This window comes from Rhodobacter maris, assembly GCF_900217815.1.
Lineage (GTDB): Bacteria > Pseudomonadota > Alphaproteobacteria > Rhodobacterales > Rhodobacteraceae > Rhodobacter > Rhodobacter maris.
Window position 1 is genome coordinate 1 of record NZ_OBMT01000027.1, and the last position, 11,981, is coordinate 11,981.

An 11,981-nucleotide genomic window follows, 5' to 3' on the forward strand; every position below is an offset into this window, starting at 1 on the left:
CTCGTCCGTGCCCCGCATCATGATCCCCTCTCGCCGTGAGAAGGGGTGAATCATGTTCTGCATCCAAGGTCGAGGCCGACTATTTCAGCGACCTGTTAAGGGGCGTTTGACCATGTACTTGATTTTGTTGGTGGCGAGGGGGCGCGACACAGCTTTCCCCACCATCAACTTTGGGCGCTTTGGTGCAGCAAAGTCTTGGGCCGAATGTCACTGATGCGGACATTGGAGACGTTCAGCCAGCAAGTTTATTGGGAATGAGTTCAGCCTTCATCCAATGAATCTCAGATTGGATGTGCCCTTTCCTGACATATTTTCCCACCCGTCGAGGCATGTCGCTTTCCGCAAACGAGTCAGCGCTCCTTGCCACAAAACCTTCTTGCTTGGACAGGTCGAGGGCGCGCGCCAGATCTTCGAACAGTCCCGTGCGGTAGGGGCCTCGATAGAGCGTTGGGACAGGCTGAATGCCCAGTTCCTCGAAGCGGGCCTGCGTCAGATCCCAGGACTGGACTTCATCGCCAACAATCCAGGCAAAGCCGAGGAAATACGAGGGCAGCGCATCATAGGCGACAGAATGACGAGCATAGAGGTTTTCGCCGACAATGCGTTCGCCTTCTGTGAGATGGGGAGAAATCGCGGCCGCGAACGCTTTGAGCCAGTCTCGGGAAGGATGGTAACGGCTGTCAGGGCTCCGCGCATGTGAGCCGCCAGCGTGAATGGTCGTATTCTCACCGTCCATTTTTTCAGTGACGACGAGATCTTCGACCATCAGGCCGTCAAACGAAGACATGACCTTGTCGTCGCTGGTGGCGCCGGGCGAAAACGGAAGGTGGAATGTGCGACCATACTTCTTCATGCTCCAGCGATAGCATGATGGCTGAATTACGGCTACGGGCTCGAAGCGGTCATGCGGCGACGCAGCGGCAGCCCCCGGGCGCGCAACGCCACGCCCGGCGCGAAGCGGTCACTCGCGAATCGCAAGGCAAGCGACGCGATGCGCAGAAAGCTGCCCTTGCGGGGCTCCGGTGCCGAGCCGCGCGTATCCACGTGCTCGGCTGAGGCTGTGTCAAAACCCTGCACTGTTCTACGATTCCGTGAGAGCGGGAGGACCGGCATGGCGGGTTTCATCGAGGGCGTGCAACGCGGTCAGACGGTGCTTTTTCGCGACCGCCTTGAGGACTGGATCGGCGAGGATGACCTGGTCCGCGTCGTCGATCTTTTCGTCGAGGAACTCGACCTGTCCAGCCTTGGTTTCGTGCGTGCGTCGTCGGCCCGGACAGGGCGGCCCGGATAGCGGCCGTCGCTTGGCGCAATGACCGAGGTCCGCTTTGCGTCGGTCTCATTTTAGATAGCTATTCCCGCTCGAGAGAGCGTCTGATATGCCTTGAGACTAGCAAGCCAAGACGCCGAATTCAGAGGGATAGATGAGTTCACCAGCCCGTCCCACTACTAAGGATCTCGGAGCCTACTATACTCCTGAAACGATGGCAGACATTCTTGCCGACTGGGTGGTTCAGTCTGGGCGAGAAACGTTGCTGGAACCAAGTATCGGCGATGGCGCACTTCTGCGAGCGGCGAAGGCTTGTGCGGATCGCAAATTCGGTTGTTCCGCCAGTCTCAAGTTTGTCGGTTGTGATCTAGACAATCTTGCTGTCGCGCGTGTGCGCCGATGGCTAGCGCCGGAGCACTTACTGGTGTGCCGCGACTTCCTCGAGATAGATCCTGATTATGTCGGTTCAGCCGACGGCGTGATCTGCAACCCGCCATTCACTCGCAATCACGCGCTTCCGAAGGCTAGGCGTGAGGAACTGCGCCGGCGCTTTGGCATCAAAGGAGCCGCTGGCCTCTGGGTGCCCTTCGTCCTGCATGCGGTGCGGTTTCTAGCCCCGGGCGGTCGCCTTGCAGTCGTCGTACCGGGCGCGGCCATCTTCTCCAGTTATGGGCGGGATGCACTCGAGCGTGTGTGCAGGGAATTCGCGCATGTCGAGATCCGCCAGACCGTCGACCGGCCGTCATGGTCCAGCAATGCCGAGGAGCGGGGCGTGATCGTCCTTGCGCACGGTTGTAAATTGGGTTCAAGCCCGATCCCTGAGGCGACACGATGGTCAGCGGCAGGCGAACGTGTGACAGACATTCATCCTGCGAATCCATCGTGTTTTCAAGACGCCCTCGCCGCCGCCGTTCCACTTGGCGAGATCGCAAAGCTGGCGATCGGCGCGGTGACGGGCTTCAATAAGGCTTTCCTGCTATCTGATGAGGAACGCTCCACCGCGGGTATTGATCCTAGAGATCTAACCCCGGTCGCGGCACGAGCTCGCCATGTCGCCGGATTGAGGATTTCGAGCGCCGAGTTGAAGGCAATTGCCGCGAAGGGAGAGAAGACCTGGCTACTTACCCCACAGGATATCTCCAAAGCGCGCCCTGGAGTGCGTCTACGGCTAGCGACGATTCCTATAGACAAGCGCCGTAATGTTGCTTGGCTCAACAAGCGATCTCCGTGGTGGCGGGTCGACATCGGGCGAGGCTGCGACGCGATTTTCACCTACATGAACGACCGAGGGCCGAGACTCGTTCTCGCGACCGATTGTGTTTATTCCACCAATACGCTGCATCAAGTTTGCTTCGCGCCAAACATCACCTTGCAGGATCGCATGGTTGCGTCGCTGAGCATGATCTCGAGCTTCGGTCAACTCGCAGCCGAGCGTATTGGTCGGGCTTATGGTGGCGGCGTCCTCAAGTTTGAGCTGACCGACGCTCGCCGCTTCCCTATTTTGACGGCCGCGCGATACTGTACCAAGGCTGACTTTGAGAGCGCAGATAAAGCTATTCGAAGTGGCGACTTCGAGCAGGCACGTGCAGTGGCCGACAGGCTCTTGCTGCCAGCGGTGTTCGGTTCTGCTTGGGAGCTCGCTGCAGAGGAGATGATGAAAGAGGCGCTTAAAATGCGCTCGGCGCGGCGAGGGGGCGCTCAAGGATGACTGAAGAGCTGCACTTCTCAACAGACGCAGGGCTTATAGATCGGCTTGGACGTGAGTTGGTTGGGCGCCAAGAGACCGCGTTGATCGAACTGGTCAAAAACAGCTTTGATGCAGACGCTCGCAGCGCGACTGTCACGCTTGAACCTGACGCGCTGACTATTGAAGATGACGGAACCGGCATGACCCGCGATGAGCTAGTCGCCGGCTTTCTTCGGCTCGCCAGCACTTTCAAGGTAAAGGAGCCGAAATCACGCATATTCAAACGCCAGCGCGCCGGTCGAAAAGGCATTGGGCGCTTCGCCACGCAGCGTCTTGGAAGCGTGCTCCGCCTCAAGACCTGGGTGAACGTCAACGACCCCGGGATTGAGCTGGTGGTTGACTGGCGAAAGTTCGAGAGCGGCCGCAATCTCGACGAGGTGCCGGTCTACTTGGGACAGGAGCCACCTGCGGCTCCGGGAACAAAAATTCGGATCGAACTGCTTCGCGATGAATGGTCGGATGCGCAAATACGTCGGTGCTGGCGCGGATTGCTCGCGCTTCAGCAGCCGTTTCCAGTTGCACCCGTTGAGCAGCGGCCGGGTGCAGATCCGGGATTCGAGGTTCGCTTCCTTCGCGAGGGCGGCCTCTTCAACGATCCCAAGGTGGTGGCGGATTTCCAGAGCGAGATTCTCGACCATAGGCACGCAACCATTGAGTTTCGGGTAAATGACTTAGGGATTGCAGAGTGGCGACTGACACAGAACAAGTTTGGGCCTGATCGCGGCTGGCAGAACATCCATCATGAGCATCGCGATGGTGTAAGTCCTCCTGCTTACAGGTTCCTTCGGAATGTCGCGATGAAGGCGCATTATTTCATTATCGCGCCCGATCTTCTGCCAAGCCTCGTGTTCACGCGGGTACGTGACATCCTACGGGAAGAAGGTGGGATCAGGCTTTACCGGAATGGATTTCGGGTGGTGCCTTATGGCGAATCGGGAAATGACTGGCTGCACCTCGATCAGCTCTATGCTCAGCGCGGCCCGGTTCTGGCGCCCGTCGCCAATCGAAACTTCTTTGGCGTGATCGAAGTTCACGATCCCGAAGGCGTGCAGTTTGAAGAGCATACATCGCGAGAAGGCCTTATCGAGACCGATGCGTTCGGCGAAGTTACGGGACTCGCGATGGCCGTTTTGGCAACTGCGGTCAATCGAATAGCAGAAGACCGGGGCCGCAAACGAAGCGCGGGCGGGTCCGCCGAGCGCAAGACGTCTGATGCCTTGGATCGTCTTCGCAAAGCGGCGCAACGCGTACAAGCGGCGGAAGAAGTTCTCGCCCGCAGACGCGATCCGGAAGACGAATCCTCGGCTAAAGATAGTAATCTTAACGAGAGTCAAGCCGGGCAAACGGAGGATACGGGACCCGCTCAGGGTGAGCGCACCGCTGAGCTCCTGCATGAGTCTATTGCTCTGCTTGAGCAACAACAGGCTGAGCTTGCGGATGAGGCCGCGCTTCTGCGTCTTCTCGCAACGCTCGGGCTTACAACATCCGAATTCAGCCATGAAACAGGTATGACGTTCGAAGCCGTCCGAATGGATTTCCGAGCCGTTTTCGAAGCGGCGCTACAGGCAAGGGCCGACGACGATGTGTTCGCTGAGCGGGCCGAGCGAGCAAATGCAATGCTTAGCCGTCTCGACGCGCTGACCGCTTACCTTAATGAACTAGCGTCGGCGCGATCGGTGCGTCAGCTTTCGTCGATCAGCGTAAGCAAGGCAATCGATGAGTTCGCGATTGGTGTCCGCAGTTTGGCGGAGAAAGCGGGCATTACGATGGAGATCGATACTCCAGAATATGATCCGCTTTACACGAAGCCGATGCACTCGGCCGAAGTGGCATCAATCTTACTGAACTTCTTTTCAAACTCGCTCAAGGCACTACGACGAACCGAGGGACAGCGGAGAATCGAGGTGAAAGCGGAGCGCGAGAACGACGGCCAGATCGTCATTCGGTTTAGTGACACGGGTGACGGCATTCCGGAGGAAAATCGGGAAAAAGTATTCGACCTATTTTTCACTTCGCGCGTGGCCGCACCAGCCGCCGCTAATACTGCCGAACAGTATTCTGGGACGGGCCTTGGGCTTTGGATCGTGCATCAAATCATCTCCAAGGCGGGTGGCGATATAGAGGTGATCGACCCGCCGGCCGGTTTCGCGACTTGCCTCGAGGTGCGTCTGCCCGCGGAAGAGGAGAAGTGACGATGGCTTCTTGGCTGCTGATCGACGACAGTCCGCAGGAGGCAAAGGCCTTCGCGCAGGACCTCGCTCAGGAGGATGTGCTGCCTATCGAGTACATTAGTGCGTCCGAAGCGGAAGCGGCGCTTGGGGCTGGCGAGCTCAAGCCGGCCGGCGTTCTGATGGATGTCGACCTTTCCAATGAGCTTGGCCCACTGCGAAATGGTCCGGGAATGTCTCAGAGCATTCGCGGCGCGCAGCAGAAAAATTTGCTCCAGCCTTTCCCGATCGTACGTTTTTCGTATCGTAGCAAGGTTCTCGAAAATATCGGTCGCGATCCCAGCAGCGATGATCTCTTTGACCTAAAGATTGAAAAAGACGGCCTGAGCGATCCTGCCATGCGCGATGCTGCGCGAAGCAAGTTGGTAGGTGTCCGACAGATTTATGATGCGTTGGAACCGGACCAACCGGACCTTTTTTCGGTCGTCGGCCTTAGCGAAGACTTTTGGAACCTATGGGGCAGTTCTAGCTTTCAAACCGATTTTGAGATTGCCGACCGAGTTCATCTGCGTGCGTCTCCATTGATTAGGCTAGTAGTCCATCCCGGCTTGCTTATTGATGAGGCAATCTTGGGATTCCGGTTGGGCGTCGACAGGGTGGTATCCGCAGGATGGTCTGCCGTGGTCGATGACCTATCGGACTACGCTTTTGGAGGAGTCGCGAAAGATTGCTTTCCGCGCTGGTGGGCGCGTGGGATTGAGCAATGGTGGCAAGAAAAGATCGGTGGCGACCTGCCACTAGCAGGCATGGAAATCGAACAACGAGTTGAACAGCTGAGCAAACGCTTTGACAACCTTGTGCCATTGACAATGCCGAAGGGTAGCATGGGCAAGCGTCCTTGGCGATATTGTCTGCTGAGTATGGAGCAGCGTAATGAGCTTGTCCCGGTTGATCCAGCCAGAGGCGTCAAGATCAAACCTCGCAGCCCGATGCCTTCCTGGCTCGATCCCTTGTATGCTTCCTTGGGCATCGCACTGCGGAACCGCGAAGATCCCCGGCTCGACAAAAATGACCTTAAGCGGCTTCTTCCATATGCTCGGACAACCGAATGACGGTTGCATTGCCCGACGAGTTGGAGAGCTTGGCTGACGCGATGCGTCGGGAGCCTTCGACGGAGGAAACCGCTAGCTGGATCTACACCAATCTCGGCCGCTTTCGGACAGACTGGAAAAACGGTCAACAACTTTGTGGCAATGGGCTTGTATTACCGACTCCTCGCAACCAAGGGCTTCACCCCGTTGGCTGTGAGCTGCACTTCGCATCACTCGATTTCCAATATGAGTGGCGCGACGGCGAGGTGATGCCGTGGCGAGCCGAATACCAGGTCCGCGTGGAGGGCCTTCTGGACGCCGGGGGCGCGCTATTTGAGCTGCAGGATCATTGGCGGATCGACACCGATATGTACGCGCCGTCACGCCGAGGGGCTGAAAACGCTGCACAAAATCCATCGAAGGAACCACATCCACTTTTCCACTTCCAGCGCGGCGGGCACGCCCAAGACGCGTTCGCTTCGCGCAATTTCCTGCCCGGTACGCCGTGCGCGATCCAAGGGGAATGGAGGGGACTCTTACAGAGCCCCGGCCCGCGGGTGCCGGTGTTGCCTCTTGATCCAATTCTGGCGATCGACTTCTGCCTTAGTCAGAATGACGGGACGGTCTGGCGACGTCTCCAGAACTTCCCTGAGTATCTAACGATCATCCAAGAAGCTCAGCGGCGCCTTTGGGAGCCATTTTTCGAAGCGCTCCAAGACCCGGTATTCCGTCGAACTTGGTTTGGTCCATCACTTCTAGTTTGATGTCTAATTTCTGCATATCTGCGGCCTAAAGCTGTCCGTCTGCTCGCGCCCCGCGAAGCTGCCATTCGTCAAGGGGGCAGCGACTGTCCGCTCTCCGCCCGTCTGCGAAGGCGCCACGATTCGCGCTGCGCCCTGCACGAGGGGCAAGAACAGGCTGCTCGATCCCCACGCTGCGGCGCGTCCGAGTGACTTCTGAAGGGCACCAGCTGCTCAGTGCCGCTTCGCCCAGCTGATCACGGTCGGCAGTTAACCGAGCCAGTCACTGCCACCGATCGCACCGCCGAGCACGGTCGCCAAAGCTGCCGCTCCGACGAATCGCAACAACAGGGCCGAGCAGCCCTCAGCGGATAGCACCAGGCTTCTACGCCCTCGTGTCGCAATTTCTGCTGCCGTTTGAAATCGAAGGGCGACAACATTCCGTTCCGGCGTGCTTATGCTTCAGGTTGTAGAGCATCCCGATATAGTCAAGCGCATCTTGCCTTGCCTTTCCTACCATCGCCGGAAATAGTGCCTGAGAGCAAGGAGGCCTCGAGAGGAAATTGCCCTGATTGAAGGCGCGGCGCGGTGAAAGTATCAACGATCTTGAGGTTCAAATGAAACGCGATCCCATCCTTATCAGCTACAAGCTTAAGTTTGAGGGTGGCGACGCCGACCGGCACCAGTTGGAGGCTTATCCCGCCGCTCAATCTCTGGAGGGGATCATCTGGGCACTGTCGATCACGCTGAACTATGGCGTCACCGGCAAAATCCGCCAGCGCGGCGATCTGTCCCGAGCATGCAAAGTCTATATCTCGCCGCCCAAGCGGGGAAGCGTCCTCTATGAATTGAACATCCTTGTTCAAGACAATGCATTCATCTCGCTCATTTTGGGTGGTTGGGCAGTCAATACTGCCACGCCCTATATCAACGCCCTGATCGGCCATGTTTTCAATTCTGCGCTAGGCGTGGCCAGCGAAGTTCCTGCTCGAGCGCGAAAATACCTCAGGAAGCTGAACGAGGATGACCTGCAAAAGGTTGTACATCGTATTGAGCCCCCATTGACCCGTGGACATGCGGCAATTGGAAAGACCGCCACCACCGTTTCGCTCCGGGCCAAGAGCACCGATCTGGTCGTGATGGATACACAAACCAAGTCTTATCTCGAAGCCCGCCTCAAAGACGAGTTCTATTACCTCGACGCCAATGTGACCTCATTTAACCTCCTCACTGGCAACGGCAGGCTTTATCACCCCGACGAAGATAGCACCGTGGCATTTAGCCTTAGCCCCGATCCCTTTGCAGGGACGAAGAACATCCTGATCGAAAGCATGAAGCAGTATTCGGCGGGGCGCGGTGGCATAGTGCGAATGACCACTCAGCGCGTAGAGACGAAAGAGGGCCGATTGAAGAAGCTGATAGTGGCCTCAGCCGAGGAAATCCCGCAGTCCGATTGGGAAGATGGCGTCGATCCGCTGCGCTCGACGCGATAATGACTTGCCACTGACTGTTTTCAGGGGCAACCAGAAATTGGGTGATGTTGACTGGCAGCTCCCTGCGCATCGCGTCGCGCGCAGTACGATTCGCGAGCGACAGCTTTCGCCGTTGAAGTCGATCTGATCTGCGGGCACTCGCGATGCAATTCGCGCCGCCGCAGGTCGGGTTCAGCCCTTTTTGACCGTGATCCAACACTTGAATACAAAGGATCAATGACAGGCGTTCGACTGACGGCAGCAGTTTGCCTGACGATAGGAGTGTGAATGGACGACAATCCGGTCACTGGACAATGCCTGTGTGGTGCTGTGACATTCCGCATATCGGGAGCGTTCGACAGCTTTTTCCTGTGTCACTGCGCCCGCTGCCGCAAGGACAGCGGCTCGGCCCATTCGGCAAACCTGTTTTCATCCTCAGCCAGAGTTACTTGGATGACAGGCGAGGAAAACATCAAGACGTTCCGGCTCTCCGGGTCACGCCATTCGAAGAGCTTTTGCTCCGATTGCGGGTCCGCGCTGCCTGTTTCTCAGCCGGAGGTTGGTTTGCTTGTGGTGCCAGCAGGGTCGCTTGATGGCCGGATCGACATACGCCCCAACGCGCATATCTGCTGTTCCAGTCGCGCAAACTGGGACAACGACCTAGCCTCCATCGAAAGGATCGACGGGCTTCCTGGTTGAACGGTCGAGCCGATGATGCATCCCGGACAACAGCCAGATGACAAGGGCGCGACCGTTGACTCCCTGCGCATCGCGTCGCTCACCATGCGATTCGCGAGCGCCCGCTTTCGCCTTCAGCCAAAGCACAACGCGGGGGGCTCCCCTCCCCCGCGCAGCATGCCCCTGCCCCTACGTCGCGCGCCCTTTGATCAGGAGCTCGGCGGCGGGTGTGCTCTGGCCCTTCCCGGCAATCGAATAGGTGGTGCGCACCGGCTCGATCTCCGCCCAGGAGAAGATCTCGCGGATCTCGGGCACATCGTTGATCGACAAAAGGAACCGCCCGTCGATGCCGCGCAAGGCGTCTGCGAGACGCGCGAAGTCATCGCGGCTGAAGAGCTCCTTGCCGTAGTCGCCCTCGCAGCCCCAATAGGGCGGATCGAGGTAGAAGAGCGTCTCGGGCGCATCATAGCGGCGGATGAACGCCTCGAAGTCGAGGCATTCGATCACCACGCCGGAGAGGCGGGAATGCAGATCTTCGAGCATCGGTTCGAGGGTGGTGATGTTGAACCGGCCGGGCCGGTCGCGGCTGACGCCAAAATTGCGCCCGCTGATTTTGCCGCCAAACGCGGTGCGCTGCAGGTAGAGAAAGCGCGCGGCGCGTTCGAGATCGGTGAGCGTATCGGGGCGGGTGGCGATCAGCCGCTCGAACTCGGCGCGCACGGTGAGCTGGAAGCGCAGGATCTCGAGGAACTGCGGATAGTGGCGCTGCAGGATCCGGAACAGGTTCGCGATGTCGCGCCCGGCATCATTGATCACCTCGGCGCGCGGGCGGGCGCTGCGGCGCAGGAAGATCCCGCCCATGCCCACGAAGGGCTCGCAATAGGTACGGCAGGGGGTTTGATCGAGGATCGTGCAGATCCGTTTGGCGAGGTTGCGTTTGCCGCCGAGCCATGGTGCCGCAGGGGCGACCGGGGCGACGGGAATCATCGACTCCATCATGTCATTATGTTCCAAGGGGCCTCCCTCGCGAGGGGGGAGCGACCATAAGCTTTTGCTGGTCGGCGGGGGTCTTAGCGGTCTTCCCCGTGTCGGAGGGGGCTGCAACCCCCTCTGGCCTCTCAAAAGGCCGGAACTTGTCAATCCTTACGGAGGCCTCCCGCGCCGATGATCCGGCGCGAGAGCGTGGGGCGGGCGTGACCGCCCTGCCCCGTTTGTTCAGACGGCCCAGCCGAGCGTTTTGGCGAGGCGCGAAAGGCCGAAGGTGCCGCCCGAGACGGCGAGCCAGATCGCGGTGCCGATCAGCGTCGAGGCGGTGGTGAGATCGATCGAGAGCACGCCGCTTGCCTGGTCAAAATCGACCGAAGGCAGCGCGGCGAGGAGCCCCGCGAGCGGGTAAAGAAGCAGCACCCGCAGCGCGAGCGCGAGTTGCGACTGGAACATGACTGGTCCTTTCGAGAGGGAGGCTCAGGCCTCGTTGGTGGAAAGCGGTTGCCCCTGCGGGGTGAGCAGGATCTTGCGCCCGGTGACGGGCTGACCTGCGGGCCAGCGCGCGGCAAGCAGGCGGGTTTTGGCGATGCGGGTGACGGTGACGGCATCGGATTGATTGCCGCCGAGCACGTGACAGGCGCTGGCATCCTCGCCCCAATAGAAGCCGACATGCCCCTGCCAGCCGGTGGGCGCGCCGCGCCAGAAGGTCAGCACCGCACCGAAGACCGGCTCGACAGGATCGCCAAAGCTGCCCCAGGCCCGCGCGCCGAGCGGGTTTTCCGGGAGTTCGGCCGCGGGCAGCGCGGATCGGATGCAGGTGGCGACAAAGGCGCCGCACCAGGCCACCTCGCGCGGATCGATCCAGCGCACCGTCCGGTCGAACCACGCGCGCAGCTCGGCGGTGTCGCGGCGCTCATGCAGGCCCTTCATCCGCGCGGCCTCGGCCATCCAGGGGATATCCGCCCCGGCGCGGTCGGGGGCTCCGCCCATCAGCGCCACCTCGGTGAGCGGCCCGAAGGTGGGACGGGCCGCGAGCCCGACACTGCGCTTGAAGGCCACGATCGCGGCATCCGTCTTCGGCCCGCGGACCCCGTCGATCTTGCCCGGGTCAAAGCCGAGCGCTTCGAGCCGCTCCTGCACGGCCCGCCAGTTCGTCGTCATCTCACGACTCCTTTCCTTTGAAGAACACCCGGGTCAGCAGCGCTTCGGCCCCGCGCGGCCCGAGATAGGCGAGCGAGGCGACCACGCCGGTGCTCACCGTCCGGTCGAGCTCGAAGTAAGCCGCAACCGCCTCGCCGATGATCGCCATGCCGATCGCAATCGGCAGCTCCCAGAAAAGCTCGCGCCCGAAGAAGCGCCTGCGCCCGCTGCGCACTTGCGCGCTGTGCCACATCAGCCGCCCGGCGATCGCCGCCGCCGCTGTCGTCATCGCGCCACCAAACAGCGCGTCGGCCACCTCGATGAGGCCTCGCGTCTCGCTCATGATTTGCCCTTTCCGAGAGTTGGTCAGGTTGCGTCCCGCGGCGGCAGCGCCACCGGTCCATCGGCCTCGACGCGGAGCGGCACCGGGAAGCATGCCGCCGCGGGCGCGTTCGGGCCGATCGGGAAGAGCAGCGTCAGGAGGGTGTCGCTGCCCGTGGTCTCGACCGGGCCGATGATCCAGTCGATCGCCGCCTCGGGGATTTCCGCATCAAGATCGACGGCGATCCCGGTGATCGTGAGCACGCGCCCGGCGCGGGAGAGCGTGAGAGCCCGGTCATCGCGGCAGGGCGAGAGGGTGATGATGAGTGCCATGGTGGTGCCTCCTCAGAACCAGCGGCCGATCGCGATC

The 11,981-nt window shown here is 60.1% G+C and carries 12 protein-coding genes and 2 pseudogenes; 7 read left to right on the forward strand and 7 right to left on the reverse strand.

Annotation, left to right across the window (positions count from 1 at the left end; genetic code table 11):
- Positions 1 to 232 precede the first annotated feature (232 nt).
- Positions 233 to 853 (reverse strand): RNA ligase family protein, encoded by a 621-nt coding sequence (locus CRO22_RS17875; protein WP_097071506.1) that lies wholly within the window; start codon positions 851 to 853, stop codon positions 233 to 235.
- 258 nt (positions 854 to 1,111) lie between these two features.
- Between CRO22_RS17875 and CRO22_RS17880 the strand changes: the two are divergent.
- From CRO22_RS17880 to CRO22_RS17900, 5 genes and pseudogenes are all read left to right on the forward strand, one after another.
- A pseudogene (locus tag CRO22_RS17880) lies at positions 1,112 to 1,288 on the forward strand (IS5/IS1182 family transposase); the annotation flags it as partial.
- Positions 1,289 to 1,421: 133 nt separating this feature from the next.
- Complete coding sequence (locus tag CRO22_RS17885; protein WP_097071507.1) at positions 1,422 to 2,975, forward strand: N-6 DNA methylase; 1,554 nt, start codon at positions 1,422 to 1,424, stop codon at positions 2,973 to 2,975.
- Between the two features lie 80 nt (positions 2,976 to 3,055).
- Entirely contained in the window at positions 3,056 to 5,206 is a 2,151-nt protein-coding gene (locus CRO22_RS17890; RefSeq protein WP_176518701.1) for a sensor histidine kinase, read from the forward strand.
- Positions 5,207 to 5,208: 2 nt separating this feature from the next.
- Positions 5,209 to 6,294: a hypothetical protein gene (locus tag CRO22_RS17895; protein ID WP_097071509.1), complete on the forward strand. Its 1,086-nt coding sequence runs from the start codon at positions 5,209 to 5,211 to the stop codon at positions 6,292 to 6,294.
- Positions 6,291 to 7,037 (forward strand): hypothetical protein, encoded by a 747-nt coding sequence (locus CRO22_RS17900; RefSeq protein ID WP_141399483.1) that lies wholly within the window; start codon positions 6,291 to 6,293, stop codon positions 7,035 to 7,037. Before CRO22_RS17895 ends, CRO22_RS17900 begins: the two co-directional genes overlap by 4 nt.
- 362 nt (positions 7,038 to 7,399) lie before the next feature.
- Here CRO22_RS17900 and CRO22_RS18605 read toward each other — a convergent pair.
- Positions 7,400 to 7,524: pseudogene (locus CRO22_RS18605) on the reverse strand (IS3 family transposase); the annotation flags it as partial.
- A gap of 106 nt (positions 7,525 to 7,630) precedes the next feature.
- Between CRO22_RS18605 and CRO22_RS17905 the strand changes: the two are divergent.
- Both CRO22_RS17905 and CRO22_RS17910 read left to right on the forward strand, forming a co-directional pair.
- On the forward strand, positions 7,631 to 8,506 hold the full coding sequence (locus CRO22_RS17905; protein ID WP_141399484.1) for a DUF7946 domain-containing protein: 876 nt from the start codon (positions 7,631 to 7,633) through the stop codon (positions 8,504 to 8,506).
- 267 nt (positions 8,507 to 8,773) lie between these two features.
- The gene (locus tag CRO22_RS17910) at positions 8,774 to 9,184 is read left to right on the forward strand and encodes a GFA family protein (protein ID WP_097071512.1); all 411 of its coding nucleotides are present in this window, start codon (positions 8,774 to 8,776) and stop codon (positions 9,182 to 9,184) included.
- Between the two features lie 168 nt (positions 9,185 to 9,352).
- Here the strand turns inward: CRO22_RS17910 and CRO22_RS17915 are convergent, their stop codons facing one another.
- The 5 genes from CRO22_RS17915 to CRO22_RS17935 all read right to left on the reverse strand — a co-directional run bounded on the left by CRO22_RS17915 (position 9,353) and on the right by CRO22_RS17935 (position 11,944).
- Positions 9,353 to 10,150 carry a DNA adenine methylase gene (locus CRO22_RS17915; RefSeq protein WP_217991931.1) on the reverse strand — a complete coding sequence of 266 codons (798 nt, stop codon included), beginning with the start codon at positions 10,148 to 10,150 and terminating at the stop codon, positions 9,353 to 9,355.
- Positions 10,151 to 10,378: 228 nt separating this feature from the next.
- Positions 10,379 to 10,603 (reverse strand): hypothetical protein, encoded by a 225-nt coding sequence (locus CRO22_RS17920; RefSeq protein WP_097071514.1) that lies wholly within the window; start codon positions 10,601 to 10,603, stop codon positions 10,379 to 10,381.
- Between the two features lie 24 nt (positions 10,604 to 10,627).
- The gene (locus tag CRO22_RS17925) at positions 10,628 to 11,311 is read right to left on the reverse strand and encodes an NlpC/P60 family protein (protein WP_097071515.1); all 684 of its coding nucleotides are present in this window, start codon (positions 11,309 to 11,311) and stop codon (positions 10,628 to 10,630) included.
- Between the two features lies 1 nt (position 11,312).
- Entirely contained in the window at positions 11,313 to 11,633 is a 321-nt protein-coding gene (locus CRO22_RS17930; RefSeq protein WP_097071516.1) for a phage holin family protein, read from the reverse strand.
- A 23-nt stretch (positions 11,634 to 11,656) separates the two neighbouring features.
- On the reverse strand, positions 11,657 to 11,944 hold the full coding sequence (locus tag CRO22_RS17935) for a hypothetical protein (protein WP_097071517.1): 288 nt from the start codon (positions 11,942 to 11,944) through the stop codon (positions 11,657 to 11,659).
- Positions 11,945 to 11,981 lie beyond the last annotated feature (37 nt).